This is a genomic window from Geodermatophilus sp. SYSU D00663, from assembly GCF_054050655.1.
Map to the genome: position 1 here is coordinate 18,997 of NZ_JBJGZT010000008.1, position 20,007 is coordinate 39,003.

At 76.5% G+C, this 20,007-nt stretch carries 22 protein-coding genes; 13 read left to right on the forward strand and 9 right to left on the reverse strand.

Annotated features, from left to right (window positions below):
- Nucleotides 1–46: 46 nt before the first annotated feature.
- Nucleotides 47–661 (reverse strand): helix-turn-helix domain-containing protein, encoded by a 615-nt coding sequence (locus ACI79Z_RS07800; protein WP_387986507.1) that lies wholly within the window; start codon nt 659–661, stop codon nt 47–49.
- 132 nt (nt 662–793) lie between these two features.
- On the opposite strand from ACI79Z_RS07800, the gene ACI79Z_RS07805 reads away from it, so the two are divergent.
- The 10 genes from ACI79Z_RS07805 to ACI79Z_RS07850 all read left to right on the forward strand — a co-directional run bounded on the left by ACI79Z_RS07805 (nt 794) and on the right by ACI79Z_RS07850 (nt 9,894).
- Nucleotides 794–1,150 (forward strand): cupin domain-containing protein, encoded by a 357-nt coding sequence (locus ACI79Z_RS07805; protein ID WP_456902252.1) that lies wholly within the window; start codon nt 794–796, stop codon nt 1,148–1,150.
- 57 nt (nt 1,151–1,207) lie between these two features.
- Nucleotides 1,208–1,669 (forward strand): dimethylamine monooxygenase subunit DmmA family protein, encoded by a 462-nt coding sequence (locus tag ACI79Z_RS07810; protein WP_456902253.1) that lies wholly within the window; start codon nt 1,208–1,210, stop codon nt 1,667–1,669.
- Nucleotides 1,666–2,646, forward strand: a complete 981-nt coding sequence (locus tag ACI79Z_RS07815; protein WP_456902254.1) for a PDR/VanB family oxidoreductase — start codon at nt 1,666–1,668, stop codon at nt 2,644–2,646. The genes ACI79Z_RS07810 and ACI79Z_RS07815 overlap by 4 nt, the downstream gene beginning before the upstream one ends.
- Entirely contained in the window at nt 2,643–3,614 is a 972-nt protein-coding gene (locus ACI79Z_RS07820) for a heme-dependent oxidative N-demethylase family protein (protein ID WP_456902255.1), read from the forward strand. The genes ACI79Z_RS07815 and ACI79Z_RS07820 overlap by 4 nt, the downstream gene beginning before the upstream one ends.
- A gap of 198 nt (nt 3,615–3,812) precedes the next feature.
- The gene (gene glnT, locus ACI79Z_RS07825; RefSeq protein WP_387986493.1) at nt 3,813–5,171 is read left to right on the forward strand and encodes a type III glutamate--ammonia ligase; all 1,359 of its coding nucleotides are present in this window, start codon (nt 3,813–3,815) and stop codon (nt 5,169–5,171) included.
- A 32-nt stretch (nt 5,172–5,203) separates the two neighbouring features.
- Complete coding sequence (locus ACI79Z_RS07830; protein ID WP_456902256.1) at nt 5,204–6,097, forward strand: hypothetical protein; 894 nt, start codon at nt 5,204–5,206, stop codon at nt 6,095–6,097.
- The gene (locus ACI79Z_RS07835; RefSeq protein ID WP_456902257.1) at nt 6,085–6,804 is read left to right on the forward strand and encodes a GltB/FmdC/FwdC-like GXGXG domain-containing protein; all 720 of its coding nucleotides are present in this window, start codon (nt 6,085–6,087) and stop codon (nt 6,802–6,804) included. Before ACI79Z_RS07830 ends, ACI79Z_RS07835 begins: the two co-directional genes overlap by 13 nt.
- Before the next feature lie 11 nt (nt 6,805–6,815).
- Nucleotides 6,816–8,120: an FMN-binding glutamate synthase family protein gene (locus tag ACI79Z_RS07840; RefSeq protein ID WP_456902258.1), complete on the forward strand. Its 1,305-nt coding sequence runs from the start codon at nt 6,816–6,818 to the stop codon at nt 8,118–8,120.
- Entirely contained in the window at nt 8,117–9,226 is a 1,110-nt protein-coding gene (locus ACI79Z_RS07845; protein ID WP_456902259.1) for an FAD-dependent oxidoreductase, read from the forward strand. Before ACI79Z_RS07840 ends, ACI79Z_RS07845 begins: the two co-directional genes overlap by 4 nt.
- A gap of 206 nt (nt 9,227–9,432) precedes the next feature.
- Nucleotides 9,433–9,894 (forward strand): hypothetical protein, encoded by a 462-nt coding sequence (locus ACI79Z_RS07850; RefSeq protein ID WP_456902260.1) that lies wholly within the window; start codon nt 9,433–9,435, stop codon nt 9,892–9,894.
- Between the two features lie 102 nt (nt 9,895–9,996).
- On the opposite strand, the gene ACI79Z_RS07855 is transcribed toward ACI79Z_RS07850, so the two are convergent.
- The 4 genes from ACI79Z_RS07855 to ACI79Z_RS07870 form a co-directional block, all read right to left on the reverse strand.
- Nucleotides 9,997–10,866, reverse strand: coding sequence for an RNA polymerase sigma-70 factor (locus ACI79Z_RS07855; RefSeq protein ID WP_456902261.1), 870 nt, complete (start codon nt 10,864–10,866; stop codon nt 9,997–9,999).
- On the reverse strand, nt 10,863–11,456 hold the full coding sequence (locus ACI79Z_RS07860; RefSeq protein ID WP_456902262.1) for a carboxymuconolactone decarboxylase family protein: 594 nt from the start codon (nt 11,454–11,456) through the stop codon (nt 10,863–10,865). Before ACI79Z_RS07860 ends, ACI79Z_RS07855 begins: the two co-directional genes overlap by 4 nt.
- Nucleotides 11,457–11,550: 94 nt before the next feature.
- Nucleotides 11,551–12,018, reverse strand: a complete 468-nt coding sequence (locus tag ACI79Z_RS07865) for a hypothetical protein (RefSeq protein ID WP_456902263.1) — start codon at nt 12,016–12,018, stop codon at nt 11,551–11,553.
- A 76-nt stretch (nt 12,019–12,094) separates the two neighbouring features.
- Nucleotides 12,095–13,093 (reverse strand): LLM class flavin-dependent oxidoreductase, encoded by a 999-nt coding sequence (locus ACI79Z_RS07870; protein WP_456902264.1) that lies wholly within the window; start codon nt 13,091–13,093, stop codon nt 12,095–12,097.
- A gap of 111 nt (nt 13,094–13,204) precedes the next feature.
- On the opposite strand from ACI79Z_RS07870, the gene ACI79Z_RS07875 reads away from it, so the two are divergent.
- From ACI79Z_RS07875 to ACI79Z_RS07885, 3 genes are all read left to right on the forward strand, one after another.
- Complete coding sequence (locus ACI79Z_RS07875) at nt 13,205–16,057, forward strand: AfsR/SARP family transcriptional regulator (RefSeq protein WP_456902265.1); 2,853 nt, start codon at nt 13,205–13,207, stop codon at nt 16,055–16,057.
- A 99-nt stretch (nt 16,058–16,156) separates the two neighbouring features.
- A complete protein-coding gene (locus tag ACI79Z_RS07880) occupies nt 16,157–16,990 on the forward strand; it encodes a class I SAM-dependent methyltransferase (RefSeq protein WP_387986468.1) in 834 nt (277 codons plus the stop codon).
- A gap of 61 nt (nt 16,991–17,051) precedes the next feature.
- Nucleotides 17,052–18,107, forward strand: coding sequence for a DUF2855 family protein (locus ACI79Z_RS07885; RefSeq protein ID WP_456902266.1), 1,056 nt, complete (start codon nt 17,052–17,054; stop codon nt 18,105–18,107).
- Nucleotides 18,108–18,129: 22 nt separating this feature from the next.
- Here the strand turns inward: ACI79Z_RS07885 and ACI79Z_RS07890 are convergent, their stop codons facing one another.
- From ACI79Z_RS07890 to ACI79Z_RS07905, 4 genes are all read right to left on the reverse strand, one after another.
- Complete coding sequence (locus ACI79Z_RS07890; RefSeq protein ID WP_456902267.1) at nt 18,130–18,456, reverse strand: hypothetical protein; 327 nt, start codon at nt 18,454–18,456, stop codon at nt 18,130–18,132.
- Nucleotides 18,453–18,761: a hypothetical protein gene (locus ACI79Z_RS07895; protein WP_387986462.1), complete on the reverse strand. Its 309-nt coding sequence runs from the start codon at nt 18,759–18,761 to the stop codon at nt 18,453–18,455. The genes ACI79Z_RS07890 and ACI79Z_RS07895 overlap by 4 nt, the downstream gene beginning before the upstream one ends.
- 203 nt (nt 18,762–18,964) lie before the next feature.
- On the reverse strand, nt 18,965–19,411 hold the full coding sequence (locus ACI79Z_RS07900) for a YdeI/OmpD-associated family protein (RefSeq protein ID WP_456902268.1): 447 nt from the start codon (nt 19,409–19,411) through the stop codon (nt 18,965–18,967).
- Between the two features lie 42 nt (nt 19,412–19,453).
- Nucleotides 19,454–19,957 carry an inorganic diphosphatase gene (locus tag ACI79Z_RS07905; protein WP_387986457.1) on the reverse strand — a complete coding sequence of 168 codons (504 nt, stop codon included), beginning with the start codon at nt 19,955–19,957 and terminating at the stop codon, nt 19,454–19,456.
- Between the last annotated feature and the right edge of the window lie 50 nt (nt 19,958–20,007).

Genomic DNA, 20,007 nt, shown 5'->3' on the forward strand with positions numbered 1-20,007 from the left:
CCCGCGCCGCGGGACCGGCCTCCCGCGTGTCCGGGGGTGAGGAGGATCAGGTCAGGTGGCCGTAGGCCGTGACGCTGAGGAAGCGGACCGGCAGCTCGACGAGCTCGACCGGGCCGTGCGGCCCCTCGCCGTCGAAGACGAGGGAGTCCCCGGCGCGCATCTCGTACCGCGCCTCGCCGTGCCCGTAGACCAGGACCCCCTCCAGCATGTGCAGGAACTCCGTCCCCGGGTGCTGGAACAGGGGGAACACCTCGCTGGCCTCGGTGAGGGTGACCAGGAGCGGCTCCAGCCGCTTGTGCTCGCCCCGCAGGGACCCCAGCAGCTGGTAGAGGTGGCCGACGTTGCTGCCGCGGCGGACGATCTGCGATCCGTGTCCGGCGGGTGTGAAGACGGCCTCCCGCTCGGCGTCGATGCCCCGGAACAGTGCGGTGACCGGCACGGCGAGCGCCTCGGCGAGGCGGGCGAGGCTGGACAGGCTGCAGGAGGTCTGCGCGTTCTCGATCTTGGACAGCATGGCCTTGCTCATGCCGGTCAGTCGGGCCAGTTCCGCCAGCGAGATGCCCTGCGCGAGCCGGAACTCCCGCACGCGCAGCGCGATGACGTCCTCGAGATGACCGCTCGGCGCGTCGTCGTGCGCGCCGGGACCGGGGGAGACCTCCACCCGGCGAGCCTAGGTCGCGTGCGCTCGTCCGAACCGCCCGGCGACGAGAACGTAACGGACGGGTAACCCGAAGGAGGGTCCACCGCTCGTAGCCTCCGTTTCACATCAGTGGACGACTCTTGGGGAGGACCCGTGCCCGTCACCGGCACCATCGGCCACGTCACCGGAGGCTCGCTGGGGCTGCCCAGCATGGAGGTCGAGGGGGTGCGCGCCCACATCGGTGACGTCTTCGCCAACCCCGGCGGGGCGGCGATCTGCAGCGGCTTCTTCGAGCTCTTCGCCGGCGCGCCGCTCGACTACGAGTACACCTACGACGAGATGAAGGTCGTCGTCGAGGGCGAGTTCCACCTCACCGACCTCGACTCCGGTCAGCAGGTCGTCGCGCGGCCGAAGGACGTCCTGTTCTTCCCCGCCGGCTCGCGGATCCGCTTCGAGACGCCGGACCGCGCGCTCGGCTTCTACACCGGCCACCGCTCCTTCGCCCCCTGACCGGCCGTGGGAGCCGAACACACGAGCGTCCCGCGCTGGCCGGCGAGCGTGCCGCCGGTGGACCCCGCCGGCCGCACCGTCTCCGTGCTGGGTTTCGGGGACCGCGGGCGGGAGATCGTCGCGGACTGGCTCGCCGCCACGCCGGCCGGACGGGTGGTCTGGAGCCTCGTCGCCGAGCGGGCCGACGACGCGACGCTGGCGGCCCTCGCCGGCCAGGTGCGCGCAGCCCGGGTCGGCTGGCGGCTCATGCTCTCCGGGCCCGAGGTCGACGTCCTCGCCGCCCGCGCGGTCGCCACCGGCCTCGGGCTCCTCGACGCGGAGATCCGCGCGGCGGTCACCGGCGCGGACCGCAAGCGCGTGCACTGCGCGCACTGTCGGGTCACCACCGAGGCAGAGGTCCCGGTCGGCGCCGAGGTGCCCTGCCGGGGCTGTGCCCGCCGGCTGCACGTGTACGCGCACGTCGCCCGGCGCACCGGCGCCTACCTGGGCTTCATGGCCGACGCGGAGGAGGTCGCGTGACCGCCGTCCTGCCCGCGCCGCCGACGGCGGCACCGGGGGAGGCCCTGCCGCCGCAGCTCGAGGTCGCCGCCGTCGCCGATGCCGCACCCGGCATCCGGACGCTCGTCCTGCGCCACCCGGACGACGCCCTCCTCCCGGGGTATGCGCCCGGGAGCCACGTGGTGCTCACCTGCGGGGAGCGGCGCAACGCCTACTCGCTCACCGGGGACGGCGCGCCGGGCCAGGAGTACCGGATCTCGGTGCTGCTGTGCCCCGACGGCCGGGGCGGCTCCGCGTTCGTGCACGGTCTCGCCGTCGGCGACCGGGTGGCCGTCTCCCGGCCGCGCAGTGCCTTCGCCCCGGTCGCCAGCGCGCGGCACCACGTGCTGGTCGCCGGGGGCATCGGGATCACCCCGATGCTGTCCCACGCCCGGGCCGCGGTCCGCTGGGGGCGCTCGTTCGAGCTGGTCTACGGCCACCGGCCGGGTGCGGGTGCGCACCACGAGGAGCTGGCGGCCCTGTGCGGGGACCGCCTCGCCGTGCACGAGTCCACGCCGGCGATGCTCGACGCCGTCGCCGCGGTGCTCGCCGACCGGCCGATCGGCACGCACGTGTACGTGTGCGGCCCCGCGCCGCTCCTCGAGTTCGTCGAGCGGACGGCGACCGAGCTGGGGTGGCCGCCCGCGCGCGTGCACGCCGAGCGGTTCTCCGCCGCCGACCTCGACCCGGGGGAGCCGTTCACCGCGCACCTGGCCCGCTCCGGCGTCCGGGTGCCCGTGCCCGCCGGCGTCAGCCTGCTCGCGGCGCTGGAGGGCTCCGGCGTCGCCGTCCCGAGCATGTGCCGCCAGGGCGTGTGCGGCGAGTGCCGTGTCCCGGTCGTCTCCGGCCGGCCGCTGCACCGCGACCTGTACCTGTCCGAGACCGAGCGCGCCGCCGGCGACGCGGTCGTGTGCTGCGTCTCGCGCAGCCTCGACGACGACCTGGAGCTGGACCTGTGACCACGACGCTGCCGCCACGGGTGTCCCGCTTCCCGTTCCCCTTCCCGGCCGACGCCTACCGCTACGCCACCAACGTCGAGCCGGCCCGCCGCCCGGTGGGGACCGCCGCGGGCACCTGGGGCGAGCACGTGATCGACGTCGACGACGACTACGCGCTCGAGCTCGCGGTCCGCCGGGACGTGCTGGCCGCCGATCCCTCCCGCTGCGCCCAGCTGCCGCACATGCGCGTCGCCGCCTGGGACGCGCTGGCCACGCTGCTGGCGGAGCTCGCGGCCACCCGTCCCGACGTGATGGCGCTGCACCGGCGCGGCGACCGGTGGCACTGGCGCAACGACCTGCTCGGGACGTCGTCGTCCTTCGTCCTCGGTGACGACGACTCGCTGCCCGGCGGTCCGCTGGCCTTCCTCGGCAGCCAGGTGCAGGAGGACGTCGTCCTGCTCGACCAGCGCGAGGGCTCGCTGTGGGCCGACGCCGGGCTGGCCACCTTCGCCGCCGACTGGTCGCTGGGGTTCGACGTCGGCATGCGCTTCCTGGAGGTCCACGGGCCGGTGCCGCGGGTCCACGAGACCGGCGTGGTCGCCCGCGCCGAGCAGTTCCTCATGCGCCTGCAGCCCGGCGACGCCTACCGCCGGACCAACTGGACGATGACCGTGGACCGGCGCCTGGACACCTCCACGGAGACCTACCCGGAGTGGGGCCGGGAGAGGCGACTCGTGGTCGACGACCCAGCGCTGCCCGACCGGCTGCACCTGCGGGTTGAGGTGCAGCACCTGCTGCGCCTGGGCGTCTCGAACGCCGTCTGCTTCCTCATCCGCACCCACCTGCTGTCCCTCCGCGAGCTCGCGGCCGTCCCCGAGTGGCGGCGGAGGACGGCCGCCGTGCTCACCGAGCTGCCCGACGACATGGCCGCCTACAAGGGCATCGAGCGCTACCGGCACGCCGCGGCCGCCTGGCTGGCCGGCGGCTGACCGGCACGGGCACGCCCGGCGGCCCGTCGTCCTCCCCGGGGACGGCGGGCCGCCGCCGTGTGGCCCGGCGCCCGCTGCCCGGGGACAGGAGGAAACAGGGATCTCCCCGGACGGTCACGTCGCGGAAACACGCAGCCTGTTCACTCCGGGGCGACAGAGGTTCACAGCAGTGAACACCTCGACCACCCGGGAGGACCCGTGTCGCTCACCGCCACCCGCCCCGAGGCCCCGCCGGCGCCCGTCGAGCTGCCCACCGGAGGAGAGCTGGCGCGCCGCGCCCGCGCCGACGGGATCGAGTTCGTCATGGCGCTGTTCGTCGACCTCACCGGCAAGCCCTGCGCCAAGCTGGTGCCGGTCGAGGCGGTCGAGGAGCTGGAGACCGAGGGCGTGGGTTTCGCCGGCTACGCGGTCGGCGCGATGGGGCAGGAGCCGAGGGACCCCGACCTGATGGCCGTCCCCGACCCGTCGTCCTACATGCCGGTGCCCTTCATCCGGCCGGGGCTGGCGATCGTGCACTGCGACCCGCACGTGGAGGGCCGGCCCTGGCCGTACGCGCCCCGGGTGCTGCTCAAGGCGCAGCTGGCCCGCGCCGCCGAGCTGGGCCTGGAGCTCAAGGTCGGTGCCGAGGTCGAGTACTTCCTCGTCGAGCGCGGCCCGGACGGCGCCCTGCGGCCGGCCGACCCGAAGGACACCGCGGCCCGGCCCTGCTACGACGCCCGCGGGCTGACCCGCATGTACGACCACCTGACCGAGGTGTCCAAGGCGATCAACTCGCTGGGCTGGGGCAACTACGCCAACGACCACGAGGACGGCAACGGCCAGTTCGAGCAGAACTTCGCCTACTCCGACGCCCTGACCACCGCCGACCGGGTGGTCACCCTGCGCTACCTGCTGTCGGTGCTCGCCGAGCAGCGCGGCATGACCGCGACCTTCATGGGCAAGCCGTTCACCGACCGGACCGGCAGCGGGCTGCACATGCACCTGTCGCTGTGGCGGGACGGTGAGCCGGCCTTCCCGGACCCCGCCGACCCCCGCGGCCTGGGTCTCTCCCCGCTGGCGTACTCCTTCGTGGCCGGTCTGATCGAGCACGCCTGCGGCCTGCAGGCGGTGCTCGCCCCGACGGTGAACGCCTACAAGCGCACCGGCGCCAGCTCCACCCGGTCCGGCGCGACCTGGTCCCCGCGCACGGCGTCCTACGGCGGCAACGACCGCACCCACCTGCTGCGCGTCCCCGACGGCAACCGCGTGGAGCTGCGCGGCGGTGACGGCTCGGCCAACCCCTACCTCGCCGCGGCGGCGGCGCTGGCCGCCGGCCTCGACGGGGTGCGCCGCGGCCTGGACCCCGGCGACCCCGGCGCCACCACCAGCAGCCCGCTGCCGCCGACGCTGCTGCACGCGGTCGAGGCGCTGCAGGCCGACCCGGTGGTCGCCGCGGCCCTGGACGCGGCCGGGCCCGGGGTCTGCGAGTACTTCGCCGGCCTCAAGCGCGAGGAGTTCTTCGAGTGGCACGGGCAGGTGACCCCCTGGGAGGTCGACCGCTACGTGACCGCGTTCTGACCCGACCGACCGACGAGAGGAACCGTCCTGCGATGTGCGGGATCGTCGGGCTCCACCTGCGGGAGCCCTCCCTGTACCCCCGGCTGGGCGAGCTGCTGACCGGCATGCTCTGCCAGGTCACCGAGCGCGGCCCGGACTCCGCCGGCGTCGCCGTCTACGGCGACCCGCGCTGGTCCCCGGTCGGCGAGGCGTCGGTCTCGCTGCTCACCGGCGACCGGACCGCCGACGACGTCGCCACCGCCGTGCGCGCCGCCTTCCCCGAGGCCGGGGTGGTGGACGCCGGCCAGACGCTGGTCGTCCACGCGGCGACCGACCCCGGCGCGCTCGCCGCCGCCGTCCGCGAGACCGTCCCGGGCGCGGTGGTCATCGGTGCCGGGGAGGAGGTCGCCGTCCTCAAGGGCGTCGGGCACCCGCAGGCCCTGGCCGCCGAGTTCGGCCTGGCGGCCGCGCAGGGCTGGCAGGGCGTGGCGCACACCCGGATGGCCACGGAGTCGGCGGTCACCCCCGCGCACTGCCACCCCTTCTCCGTCGGGACCGACCAGTGCCTGGTGCACAACGGCTCCTTCGCCAACCACGCCACCATCCGCCGCGAGCTGCGGGCCGCCGGCGCGGTCTTCGACAGCGACAACGACTCCGAGGTCGGCGCCCGCTTCGTCGCCGCCCAGCTGGCCGCCGGCTACGACCTGGAGAAGTCGCTGAAGCTGCTGTGCGAGCGCTTCGACGGCTTCTACACGCTGCTGGTCAGCACCCGCGACAGCTTCGCCGTCGTCCGCGACGCCATCGCCTGCAAGCCCGCCGTCGTCGCCGAGACCCCGCAGTGGGTCGCCATGGCGTCGGAGTACCGCGCCCTGGCCGGCCTGCCCGGCGTCGAGGCCGCCCGCATCTTCGAGCCCGAGCCGGAAGAGGTCTACGCATGGCAGCGCTGAGCACGACCGACGTCACGGTGGAGCCCGCCGTCGTCGACCTGTCCCTCACCGGCGTGCGCGAGCTCAACGCGGCCCTGCACGCCCCGGACGTCGCGGACAAGGCGTCCGCGTGGCGGGTCACCTCACCTGCCGGGCGGCACAACATCGCCGTCGGGCTCGACGCGGCGGTCGACGTCCGCATCGAGGGACACGTCGGCTACTACTGCGCCGGGATGAACCAGCTGGCGACGGTGACCGTCGAGGGCAACGCCGGGGTCGGGGTCGCCGAGAACATGATGAGCGGCACGGTGCGGGTCCGCGGCAACGCCTCCCAGTCGGCCGGGGCGACGGCGCACGGCGGTCTGCTGGTCGTCGAGGGCTCCGCGTCGGCCCGCTGCGGGATCTCGATGAAGGGCGTGGACATCGTCGTCGGCGGCGACGTCGGGCACATGAGCGCCTTCATGGGACAGGCCGGTCGGCTGGTCGTGTGCGGCGACGCCGGCGACGCGCTCGGCGACTCGCTCTACGAGGCCCGGATCTACGTCGCCGGATCGGTGAAGAGCCTCGGGGCGGACTGCGTGGAGAAGGAGGTCCGGCCCGAGCACCTGGCCGAGCTCGCCGGCCTGCTCTCCGCCGCCGGCATCGACGCCGACCCCCGGGACTTCCGGCGCTACGGCTCGGCCCGCCGTCTCTACAACTTCCACGTCGACAACGCCTCGGCGTACTGAGGGGGATCCCCGTGCTCCGCGAGTCCGCGACCTTCGACCGCGCCACCATCGCCGAGATCCAGCGCGCCGCTGAGACCGGCATCTACGACATCCGCGGCGGCGGCGCCAAGCGCCGGGTGCCGCACTTCGACGACCTGCTCTTCCTCGGCGCGAGCATGTCCCGCTACCCGCTGGAGGGGTACCGGGAGCGCTGCGACACCGACGTCGTCCTCGGCGACCGCCACGCCACGTACCCGCTGCACCTGTCCACCCCGGTGACCATCGCCGGGATGAGCTTCGGCGCGCTGTCGGGCCGGGCCAAGGAGGCGCTGGGGCGCGGCGCCAGCGAGGTCGGCACGAGCACCACCACCGGCGACGGCGGCATGACACCGGAGGAGCGCGGCCAGTCCAAGCACCTCGTCTACCAGTACCTGCCCTCCCGCTACGGCATGAACCCCGACCACCTGCGGGCCGCCGACGCGATCGAGGTCGTCCTGGGCCAGGGCGCCAAGCCCGGCGGCGGCGGGATGCTGCTCGGCCAGAAGATCACCGAGCGGGTCGCCGGGATGCGCACCCTGCCCATGGGCGTCGACCAGCGCAGCGCCTGCCGCCACCCGGACTGGACCGGCCCCGACGACCTCGAGATCAAGATCGGTGAGCTCCGGGAGATCACCGACTGGGAGAAGCCGATCTACGTCAAGATCGGCGCCAGCCGCACCTACTACGACGTCAAGCTCGCGGCCAAGGCCGGCGCCGACGTCATCGTGCTCGACGGCATGCAGGGCGGCACCGCGGCGACGCAGGAGGTGTTCATCGAGCACGTCGGCATCCCGACGCTGGCCGCCCTCCCGCAGGCGGTGCAGGCGCTGCAGGAGGAGGGACTGCACCGGCAGGTCCAGCTGGTCGTGTCCGGCGGGATCCGCAACGGCGCCGACCTCGCCAAGTGCATGGCGCTCGGTGCCGACGCCGTCGCGATCGGGACCGCGGCGCTGGTCGCCCTGGGTGACAACGCCCCGCACCTCGACGCGGAGTACCGGGCGCTGGGCTCGGCGGCCGGCTTCTACGACGACTGGCAGGCCGGCCGCGACCCGGCGGGCATCACCACCCAGGACGAGGAGCTCGCGGCCCGCCTGGACCCGGTCGTCGGCGGCCGGCGGCTGGCCAACCTCATCCGCGTGATGACCATGGAGGCCCAGGTCATCGCCCGCGCCTGCGGCAAGGCGCACCTGCACTCGCTGGAGCCCGAGGACCTGGTGGCGCTCACCATCGAGGCCGCCGCGATGGCCCGCGTGCCGCTGGCCGGCACGTCCTGGATCCCCGGGCAGGGCGGGCTGTGAGCGACCTGCGGGTCGACGTCGCCGTCGTCGGTGCCGGCCTGATGGGCTCGGCGACGGCGTGGCAGCTGGCCCGGCGCGGGGTCTCCGTGGCGCTGGTCGAGGCCTTCGGCGCCGGGCACGTCCACGGCAGCTCGCACGGCACCTCCCGCATCGTGCGCCGGGCCTACGCCGACCCGTTCTGGGTCCGGCTGACCGGCCGCGCGTACGACGCCTGGGCCGAGGCCGAGGACGACACCGGGACGGCGCTGCTGCGCACCACCGGCGGCCTCGACACCGGCGCCCGTCGCGACCCCGTGGGGCTGGCCCGGCTGATGGCCGCCGAGGGCGTGCCGCACGAGCTGCTGTCGGCGGGGGAGGCGGAGGCCCGCTGGCCGGGGATGCGCTTCGACGGGCCGGTGCTCTTCCACCCCGAGGGCGCGGTGCTCGACGCCGACGCCGCGGTCGCCGCCTGGGTGCGGCGCGTGCGAGGGCTCGGCGGGGCCGTGCTCGAGCGCACCCGTGTCCTCGCCGTCGAACCCGACGGAGGCGGCGCGCGGGTGGTCACCGACGGGCCGGAGCTGACGGCGGGCAGCGTCGTCGTCGCGGCCGGACCGTGGCTGCCCGAGCTGCCGCTCGGCCTCCCGCTCCCGCCGCTCACCGTGACCCAGCAGCAGGTCTTCCACTTCCGTCAGCGCGACCAAGCCGCCGCCTGGCCGACCTTCGTGCACAAGGGGGACCTGCAGTTGTTCGGCCTGCCCTCCGGCGCCGACGGAGGGCCGCGCCCGGCGGTGAAGGTCGCCCAGCACGACGGTGGCCGGCCGACGACGGCGTCCACCCGCGACGGCGTGGTCGACCCGGCCTCGCGCGAGCGGGTGACCGCCTTCGTGCGGGAGTGGCTGCCCGGCCTGGACCCGGAACCGGTCGCCCAGGGCAGCTGCCTCTACACCGTCACCCCGGACGAGGACTTCCTGCTCGACCGGGTCGGCCCCGTCGTCGTGGCCTCGCCCTGCTCCGGACACGGCGCCAAGTTCGCCGCCCTGATCGGGCGGATGGCCGCCGACCTCGCGCTCGGTGCGGCGGAGGTGGAACCGAGGTTCGCGCTGAGCCGGATGGGCTCCCTCGTCTGACGGAGGGGCTCCCGGTGACGCTCCGCCCCCGTGGGCCGGCGACCCGTGAGGGTCCGATGGGTCGCGGGGCAGGGCCGAGGCCCCAGGTCCCGGCCCGGAGGGCGCGCTGGCTCGCCGCCACCCGGTCGAGATGAGGCGTTCCGATGCCGAGGACGACGGGGGCTGTCCGGCTCTCCCCACCTCCGCCGCCTGCTGTCCTGAGGGCGGTGAACGTCGTCGTGCGGCCGCTGCTGGCGTCCCCGCTGGGACGTCGCATCGGGGGTGTCATGCTGATCGAGTTCACCGGCCGGCGGAGCGGGCGTCGGATCAGGGTCCCGGTGAACCTCCACCTGGTCGACGGCGTCCCCACGGCGTCCACGGACGCGCCCTGGCGGTTCGACTTCGACGGGGGCGCGCCCGTCACCGTCCGGCACCGTGGTCGCGTCCACGAGACCACGGGCACGCTGGTGCCGACGACGCCGGACGAGATGGGCCGGGCCGTCCGCGAGTCCCTGGACCACGGCGGGTCAGCGCAGCGGATGGGGATCAGGACGCCGCGCTGTCACCGGCCGACGGCCGCCGAGCTCGCGGGCCCGGGACCGGTGTCGGGCACCTCGGTGATCAGGTTCGACTCCACCCCGCTGCGGGCCGCGCCTGACCCGGCTCGCGGGCCCGGTGCAGCAGCCTGACCGCCGCCGGGTCGGGCGCCGCGCACCGGGCGGACGGTGCGCCGGGCCGCCCGACGGATCGTCGTCACGCCGGCCGGGCGGCTCGGCCGAGGACGGGCGCCGTCACCGCCGGAGGTCGGCGGGCTCGTCGAGCCGGCCGAGCTTGTGCGGGTTGCGCATCGCGTACAGCCGGCTGATCCGGCCGTCCTCGACGACGACGGTGATCGCCGTGTCGAACTCGCCGCCCGGGTCGATCCGCAGGGCCACCGCGCCGTTGACGAGCGGCGTGGTGATCTCCACGTCGGGCACGAGGTCGGCGAACCGGGACAGCGCCCGGGCCAGCCGTTCCCGGCCCGCGATCGGGCGCAGGACGGCCGGCGCCAGGCCCCCGCCGTCGGCGACCGCGACGACGTCGGGTGCGAGCACGTCCATGAGGCCCTGCAGGTCGCCGGCGGTGAGCGCGGCGAGGAACCGGTCGACGACCCGCTGCTGCTCGGCGCGGCTGACCGTCGTCCGCGGACGGCGCGCGGCCACGTGCTCCCGCGCCCGGTGCGCGATCTGCCGCACCGCGGCGGCCGACCGGCCCACCGCCTCGGCGATCTCGTCGTAGGGCACGTCGAACACCTCGTGCAGCACGAGGACCGCGCGCTCGGTCGGTGCCAGGGTCTCCAGCACGGTGAGCACCGCGATCGACACGCTCTCCGCCAGCTCGACGTCCTCGGCGACGTCCGGGCTGGTCAGCAGCGGCTCGGGCAGCCACTCGCCGACGTACTCCTCGCGGCGGCGGGCCACGGTGCGCAGCCGGTTGAGCGCCTGGCGGGTGACGATCCGCACCAGGTAGGCCCGCGGGTCGCGCACCGCGGCCCGGTCCGCCTCCGCCCACCGCAGCCAGGTCTCCTGCACCACGTCGTCGGCGTCGGCGGCGGAGCCGAGCATCTCGTAGGCGACGGTGAACAGCAGGCCGCGGTGGGCGACGAAGGGGTCCTCGGTCATGCCGTGGCGACGCCGTCCCGCGACGGGGCCGCCAGTGGCGGCAGGCCGCAGGACGCCGAGAACTCCTGCGACCGGATGCCGAGGGCGACGTTGCTGCGCGCGCTGGAGTTCATGAAGGCGATCCTGGCGGTCAGCTCCACCAGCGCGGCCGGTCCCAGCTCGTCCAGCAGGGCGGCCGACAGCTCGTCGGTCACGGCCGGCGGGGTCCGGCTCATCGCCTCGGCGTACTCCATGACCCGCCGCTCCAGCGGGGTGAAGACGGCGGACTCCCGCCAGCGCGGCACCTCCCGCACCCTGGCCTCGTCGAGCCCGCGGTCGTTCGCCAGGAAGTGGTGCAGGTCCAGGCAGAAGCCGCAGCCGATGGTGGCGGCCGCGGACATGGCCGCGAACGTCGCGAGGTGCGGGTCCAGCCGGTTCCAGGAGTCGACCTTGCGGCCGAAGGCCATCGAGTCCTTGAGCACCGCCGGGTGGTGCCACATGACGCCGGCGCCCTCGGGCACCTGGCCGAGCACCCGGCGGCTCATCGTCTTCAGCAGGGCCCCGTACAGGCCGGTGATCTCGGTCGCGGGGACCCGGGTGCCGCTCGCCATGTCTCCTCCAGGGTGTGCGGTGGCGTCGACATGGAGACACCGGCCGCGCCCCGCGTGTGACACCCCGGAGGAGACGGGGCGAGCAGCCTCCCGGCTACTGGCCCGACTTGGCGGGCGGGATCAGCGGGTCCGGCACCGGGCCGGCCGTCCCCCCGGTGGTCCGCGTGTCCGCGGCCGGGGTGGTCGGCGTCTCGACGTCGGCGTCCTCGAGGACGAACGCCTCCGCGACCGTCGGCGGGGTCGGGGGGACCACCGCGTCGGCGTTGCTGCCCGCGGCCACCGTCCCGGCATCGACGGTGCCACCGACGGTGCCACCCACCGTGCCGCCGCCCGTGCCGCCGCCCGTGCCGCCGCCCCCGGACGCCTGCGCGGTGAGCTTGTCGATGCCGCCCTGCAGCGGGGCGGGCGCGGCCTCGCGGGCCCTCTCGAGGGTCTGCTGCACCTCCGGCCGGCCCAGCAGGTCCCGTGCCGTCTTCGCGATCTGCTCGTACCGCTCGCGCCCGGCACGCGCGCCCAGCACGAAGCCGACCCCGAGGCCCAGTCCCAACGACAGCTTGCCCATGTCTCTCCTCCAGTCGCTCGGTGGTTCTGCCGCCGCTACCCAGGAGGAGACGGGCCAACCCGTCCCGGCGGGCCGCTCACGCCGGCACGGGCACCCGCCGCGGGCTGAGTGCCTCGAGCGCGGCGTCCAGCTCGGCCACCGGCCGCCCCGGCGGCAGGACGACGACGGGCAGCTCGGCACCGGCCCCGCGCCAGGCGTCGAGCGTCGCCGCCGCGCTGCCGGCGTCGCCGTGCAGCAGCAGCTCGTCGACCAGCACCTCCGCCCCCGCGGGCACCTCCCCGGGCCGGGCGGCCGGCACCGCGTCGACGGCGGTGCCGAGACCGGCGCGGCGCATCGTCCGCGGGTAGAGGGGGCCCATCGCCGTCAGGTAGGTGGTCAGCCACCACGACGCCGTCGCCCGCGCGACCGCCGGGTCGTCGGCCACCGCCACCGGGATGCCGGGGCTGACCAGCGGCACCGGCCGCCCCGCGCCCGCCGCGCCCTCCCGCAGCAGGGTGCGGCCCGCCGCCAGGCCGGACCGGGGGAGCAGGAACGGGTACCAGGCGTCGGCCACCTCCCCGGCCAGCCGCACGGCCTCCGGCCCGAGCGCGGCCAGGTGCACCGGGAGGCGCGGCCGCGGCGGCACGGCCAGCCGCAGCGGCCGCTGCCCGCCCGGCCGCGACGGCGTCACGCGCTCGCCGGCCAGCAGCGCCCGCACCTGCCGGGTGACCGCGCCGAGGCGGGCGACCGGCGCGGTGAACGGCTCGTCGTGCAGGCCCTCGGCGAGCTGCGGCGAGCCCGCGCCCAGGCCGAGGACGAACCGGCCGCCGGAGAGGGTGTCCAGCGACGACGCGAGCATCGCCAGGTGCGCGGGGCTGCGCCCCCACACGTTCAGGACGCCGGTGCCGAGCCGGATCCGCCGGGTCCGCGTGGCGATCGCGGCGAGCAGGACCGGCGCGTCGTGCGCCCAGCCCTCGGCCAGCAGGAACGCCTCGTACCCCAGCTCCTCGGCGCGGTCGGCGAGGTGCAGGACGACGTCGGGACGGGTCTCCATCGGGGTCACGCCGACGGCGAGCCGCCGGGCCGGTGCGGTCATGGTGCTGCCCTCCTCGTGCAGGCCGGGAGCGGGTCCGCGTCTGGTCGCGCTCCCGGGGCCGCCACTAGGGTCGGCCGCGCCCGTTGCAGTCCGCTTGCAGGCGAGGCAGCGATGACCGGTGCGACGCACCTGCACTTCCGGGTCCTGGGCCCGCTGCAGGTCGAGGACGGCTCGGGACCGGTCGCCGTCGGCGGGCACAAGCCGCGCACCCTGCTCGCGGCGCTGCTGGTCGCCCGCGGCGAGGTGGTGCCCGCCGACCGGCTGCTCGCCGCGGTGTGGGGCGACGCGCCGCCCGACGGCGCGGTCACGGCGCTGCGCGCCTACGTCTCCCGGCTGCGCGGCGTCCTCGGCGACGCCGCCCCGCTCCGGCACCGCCCGCCCGGCTACTGCCTGGAGCTCGACGGCGCGACGCTGGACGCCGTCGAGTTCGAGCAGCGCGTCCGCACCGCCCGGGCGGCCGCGGCCGCGGGCGACCCCGCGCGGGCGCTGGCCGACCTCGACGCCGCGCTGGCGCTGTGGCGGGGCGACGCGCTCGCCGAGTTCGCCGACGACGACTTCGCCGGCGCGGAGGCCGCCCGGCTGACCGAGCTGCGCACCGGCGCCGCGGCCGACCGCGCCGACGCGCTGGTGGAGCTCGGCCGCGCCGCCGAGGCGGTGCCCGAGCTCGAGGCGCTGGTGCGCCGGCACCCGACGTGGGAGCGGCCGGCGGTGGCGCTCATGCGGGCGCGGTACGCCACCGGGCACCAGGCCGACGCGCTCGCCGCCTTCCACGAGCTGCGCACCCGCCTCGACGACGAGCTGGGGGTGGAGCCCGCCGCGCCGGCCCGGGAGCTGTACCGGCGGATCCTCGTGCACGACCCCGCCCTCGCCGCGCGGCCGCCGCCGGGCAACCTGCCCCGCCGGGCCAGCGGGTTCGTCGGCCGGGAGTCCGAGGTCGCCCGGGTGCTGGAGGCGCTGCGGGCCGGCCCGCTGGTGACGCTGACCGGCGTCGGCGGGACGGGGAAGTCCCGGCTCGCGGTGGAGGTCGCCGCCCGGGACCGGGCGCGGTTCGACGACGGCGTGTGGCTGTGCGAGCTCGCCGCCCTGCCCGACGGCAGCCCGGTCGGGGACGCCGTCGCCGCGGCGCTGCGCATCCGGCAGCGGTCGGGGCTGTCGGTCGAGGAGACCGTGCTCGACTACCTGCGCGGGCGGTCGCTGCTGCTCGTCGTCGACAACTGCGAGCACGTGCTGCCGCACGCCGCGGCGCTCGTCGCCGAGGTCGTCCAGCGCTGCCCGCGCGTGGTGGTGCTCGCGACCAGCCGGGAGCCGCTCGGGGTCGACGGCGAGCAGGTGTGGCCGGTGCCGCCGCTGCCGCTCGCGGACGCCACCGCGCTGTTCGTCCAGCGCGCCCGCGCCGCGACACCGGACTTCCGGCTGGACCCCGCGGCCGCCGACGCCGTCGCCGCCATCTGCAGCCGCGTCGACGGCCTGCCGCTGGGCATCGAGCTGGCCGCGGCCCGGATGCGGGTGATGAGCCCGGGCGAGGTGGCCGCCCGGCTGGAGGACGCCCCGCTGCTCGGTGGCGGGCGCGGGCCGGTGCCCCGGCACCAGAGCCTCGTGGCCGCGATCGAGTGGTCCTACCGGCTGCTGCCCGAGGACGAGCAGCGGCTGTTCCGCGGCATGTCGGCGTTCGCCGGCGGAGCCGACCTGCGCGCCGTCCACGCCGTCGCCGACCCCGCCGCCACCGAGGACGACGTCCTCGACCGGCTGACCCGCCTGGTGGACCGGTCCATGGTGGTGGCCCGCAGCGGGGTGCACAGCCGCTACGGACTGCTGGAGACCCTGCGGGCCTACGGCCGGGCGCAGGCCGGGGCCGCGGGCGAGTCCGCGGAGCTGGCCCGGCGGCACGTCGCCCACCACGTCGACTACGCCGAGCGGGCCGGCGCGGGGCTGCAGGGACCGGACGAGCGGGCGTGGGCGGAGGAGGCCCTCGGCGTCTACGACGACCTGCGCGCCGCGTTCACCCGCGCCGCCGCCGACCGGGAGTGGGACCTCGCCGTGCGGCTGGTCTCGGCCGTGCCCGAGCTGGTGCACCTGCGGGTCGGCTACGAGGCCTACGCCTGGGCCGAGCAGCTGCTGCCCGTCGTGGACCCCGGCCACCCGCTCTACCCGGCCGCCGTCGGCGCCGCCGCCCGGGGCGCGTGGAACCGCGGCGACTTCGCGCGCGCCCGGGCCACGGCCCGCCTGGCCGGAGGGCGGCTGCCGCTGCCCGGCACCGCCCGCATCGCCTACCCGGGCGACGTGCTCGCCGACGTCGCGCTCTACGAGGGCGACGTCGGCACCGCGCTGGCCCACTACGCGGCCGAGGCGGAGCGGGCCCGGGCCGACGGCGACCGGATCCGGCTGGTGTGGACGCTCTACTACGTCGCCGTGTGCCAGGCGGTCCGCCGCCGGCCGGAGGAGGGGCTGGCCGCCGCCCGGGAGAGCCTCGACGTCGCCGAGGCCACCGCCAACCCGACGGCGCAGTCGATGGGCCGCTACGCCCTCGGCCTGGTGCTCAAGAAGTCCGACCCCGACCGGGCGCTGGCGCTGTTCGACGAGGCCGGCGCGCTGGCCGCGGCCGTGCACAACTTCTGGTGGCACGGCATCGCGCTGATGGAGGCGGCCGCGACCCGGGCGGTGCACGGCGACCCGGCGGCGGCCGCCCGCGCGCTGCTCGCCGTCATCGACCACTGGGACCGGGTCGGCGACTCGACGCAGCAGTGGCTGGACCTGCGCTACGTGGCCCGGCTGCTGCAGCGGGTGGGCGCGGAGGCGGACGCCGCGGCCCTGCACGCCTGCCTGGTGGCGGCGGGCAAGCCGTCCCCGCTCGGCCCGCCCGCCGAGGGCGCACCCACCGGCGACCCCCGCGCCGCGGAGGCGGCGGCGGTCGCGCAGGCCCGCGCCGCACTCGGCCGGGTCGCCGCCGGGCAGGCCGGTGCATGACCGCTGCATCCGCGGTGCACGCGGTCTGCAACCCGCCGGCACCAGCGTCGTCGGCACACCGCGGGGACGTCCCCCGCACGACGACGAGGAGCACTCCCGATGACCGACACCATCGACGCGACCGCCGACCGCGCGCTCAAGGCGAAGCACCGGGCGATGTGGGCGCTGGGCGACTACCCCTCCGTGGCCCGGGACCTCATCCCCGAGCTGGGCCGGGTCCTGGTCGCCGCCACCGGCGTGGGTCCCGGGGACCGGGTGCTGGACGTCGCGGCCGGCAGCGGCAACGCCGCCGTGCCCGCGGCGCTGACCGGGGCGGAGGTCGTGGCCTCGGACCTCACGCCGGAGCTGTTCCCGGCCGGCCGCGCGTTCGCCGCGCGCGAGGGCGCCGAGGTGACGTGGGAGGAGGGCGACGCCGAGGCCCTGCCCTACCCGGACGCGAGCTTCGACGTCGTCCTCTCCTGCGTCGGCGTGATGTTCGCGCCGCACCACCGGCAGGCCGCCGACGAGCTGGTGCGGGTGTGCCGCCCCGGCGGGCGGATCGGGCTCGTCAGCTGGACGCCGGAGGGCTTCGTCGGCGAGATGTTCCGGACGATGAAGCCCTACGCGCCCCCGCCGCCGCCCGGCGCGCAGCCGCCGCCGCTGTGGGGCGACGAGCGGCACGTCCGCGACCTGCTCGGCGACCGCGTCACCGACGTCGTCGCCCGCCGGCAGACCGTGACGGTCGGCGGTTACCCGTCGCCGGAGGCGTGGCGGGACTCGTGGAAGACGGTCTACGGGCCGACGATCGCGACCTACCGCAACGTCGGCGACGACCCCGAGCGGGTCGCCGCGCTCGACCACGACCTCGCCGCGCTGGCCGCCCGGTACGACCGCGGCACCGACGGGATCGTCCTCGACTGGGAGTACCTGCTGCTCACCGCGCGCCGCGCGTGAGACCACCCGGCCGGCGCCGGGGGATCCCGGCGCCGGCCCGGCACGAGAGGGGAGGGACGACGTGGTCGACGTCCTCGTCCGGCGCGACGACCCGCGGACCGTGCGCTGCGACCCGGGGGAGCCGCCGCGGACCGGGGTGCCGCAGGGCTCGGTGCAGTTCGCCGTCGAGCGCTTCGGGCTGACCGCGAACAACCTCACCTACGCCGTCCTGGGCGACGCCTGGCGGTACTGGGACCACTTCCCCGCGCCGGAGGGCTGGGGCCGGGTCCCGGTCTGGGGCTTCGGCCGGGCCACGGCCTCCGGCGTCGACGGCGTCGCGGCGGGGGACCGCTTCTTCGGCTTCTGGCCGATGTCGAGCCGGGTCACCCTCGAGGTGGCGGCGGGCCCGGGCGGCCTGGCCGACCGCTCGGCCGCCCGCGCCTCCCTCGCCCGGGTCTACGGCCGCTACGCCCGCGCCCTGCCCGAGACGGGCTTCCCGCCCGGGCTCGACGACGTCGCGGCGGTGCTGCGGCCGCTGTTCCAGACCGGGTGGCTGCTCGCCGACCGCGTGGCCCGCGAGGGAGCCGGGGTGGTGGTCCTGACGTCGGCGTCGAGCCGCACCGCCGTGTGCACCGCGGCGGCGGTCCGCGCGCACGGGGACCCGCCGGAGCTGGTCGGGCTGACGTCGTCCCGGCACGCCGCGGCCACGGCGGCGCTCGGCCGCTACGACCGCGTCCTGACCTACGAGGAGGTCGGGGCCCTGCCCGCGGACCGCGGCGCCGTGCTGGTCGACCTCGCCGGCGACCCGGACCTGCGCGCGGCGGTGCACCGCCGCACCGCGGGCGTCCTGCGGGCGTCGGTCGTGGTCGGCGCGACGCACTGGACGCGGGCGTCGTTCGCGAGCAGCGGCCTGCCCGGGCCCGAGCCGGAGGTGTTCTCCGCGCAGGACGCGGCGGCCGCCCTGGACCCGTCGTCCGCCCGCCGGATCGCGGCCGCGTGGCCGGACTTCGCCGCGACCCGGGCGCCCGGGCTGCTGACCGTCGAGCACCGCACCGGGGCGCAGGCGGTCACCGAGGCGTGGGCGGCGCTGCTGGACGGCGACGTCGACCCGCGCCGCGGGCTGGTCCTCTCGCTCTGAGGCCTCAGCCCGGCTCGGCGCCTCAGCCCGGCTCGGCGCCTCGGCCAGGCTCGTCCGCGGTCCCCGGCTCCGGTGGGCGGGGCGCCGACGCCCGCTGACCCTGCAGCTGCCGGCCGAGCTCGTCCCGCACGCGGTACAGCTCGGCCAGCACCTGCCCCCGCGCGGAGTCGCCGAGGGCGGCCGCCGCGCTCCGCAGCGCCGGGCCGTGGTCGCGCCAGTAGGCCCCGACCGCCCGCGCCACCTCCCCGGGGTCGGCCCGGTCCCGGCCGGCCCGCCGGAGCAGCTCCTGGAGCCGCTCCAGCTCCGCCGCGGCGGCCGCCGCGGGCTCGGGGTCCCGGGGGCCGGTCACGCCGCCGCCTGCTGCGCGACCGGCGCGGTGCCGCCGCCTCCGCCGCCGCCCCCGCCGATGCCCTCGAGCAGGCGGATGAGCGCGTCGATGAGCTCCTGCAGCAGGTTGCCCAGGACGCCGCCGAGGTCGACGCCGTCGAGCAGCCCGGCGATCGCGCACAGCAGGTTGCCCAGCAGGTTGCCCGGGCCGGGGATCGCCTCGACGTCGAGCACCACCTCGTTGAGGTGCACGTGCAGGCCCAGCAGGTTCAGGTCCAGCGGCCCGAGGTTCAGGTCGAGGATCGGGCAGGGGGTGGGTTGCGTCATCGGGAGCACCTCGGCTCTGAGGAACTGCCGCCGGTGCGGCAGGTGCCCGACGCAGGGCGCGCGCACAGTGTGGGAGCGCCCGGGCCCGCCCGGAAGGCACCCGGTCCGCCGCCCGGAGCGGGCCGGGTGTGCCCGTCACCGTGCGCGCTCGACCGCCAGCCCTTGGTGAGACGAGATCGTCCGTAAAGGGGTGCGGCGGGGCCTCAGCCGGAGACGGCGTCCACCACGGCGCTCACCCGGCGGGCGCGGGTCTCGGGCCTCTTCGCGTCGGCCACCGACCGCGCGTGCTCCTTGCGGGAGGTGTACGACAGCCGGTCGAAGGCCTCCCGCACGCCCGCCGCGGCCAGCGCCTCGGCCAGGTCCGGCGGCACCTCGACGGTGCGCTCGCCCCGGTCGAGGGCGACGACGACGTCGACGGTGTCGCCGATGGCCACCCCGAGGGCGGCCCGGCGCTCCTTGCTCAGCCCGATGAGGTTCTCGCCGCCCATCCGCGCGACCCGGCCCTCCACGGTCACCGTGCCGACGGTGACCCGGACGGGGAACGCCTTGGCGCCCCCGCCGAGGCCGGCGACCTGCTCGTCGGTCAGCACGACGGCGGCCGCCGGGCCGCGTGGTGCGAGGGTGGTGGTCAGCCGCAGCTCCTCGGTCACCGGGTCACCCTGGCGTCCCGGCGGTCGCGGCGGAAGCCCCTGTCATCCCCTCGGCCCACCGGCGGCCCGCTCGGCGAACCGCCGCTGCGCGTCCTCCAGCGCCGCGACGGCCTGGGCCCGGCGCTCCCACCCGCGGGTCTCGGCGGACTTCTCCGGCGTCAGCGCCTCGTAGATCTCGAAGAAGTGCCAGATCTCCGCGACCTGGTGGATGGGGACGTCCTCGAGCTCCTGCAGGTGCTCCATCCGCGGGTCGCTCGCCGGCACGCACAGCAGCTTCGCGTCCGGGCCGCGCTCGTCGTGCACCCAGAACACGGCGATGACCCGGGCGCGCACGAGGCAGCCGGGGAAGGTCGGCTCGCCGAGCAGCAGCAGGGCGTCGATCGGCTCGCCGTCCTCGGCGAGGGTGTCCGGGACGAACCCGTAGTCGCCGGGGTAGCCGGTGGCGGTGAACAGCATCCGGAGCAGCCGGATGCGGCCGAGCCGGTGGTCGTACTCGTACCTGTTCCGCGAGCCCTTGGGGATCTCGACGATCACGTCGGCTTCCACGGGCACCCTCCTCCGGCCGGACCGCGAGGAGACACTGGCCCAGGACCCGC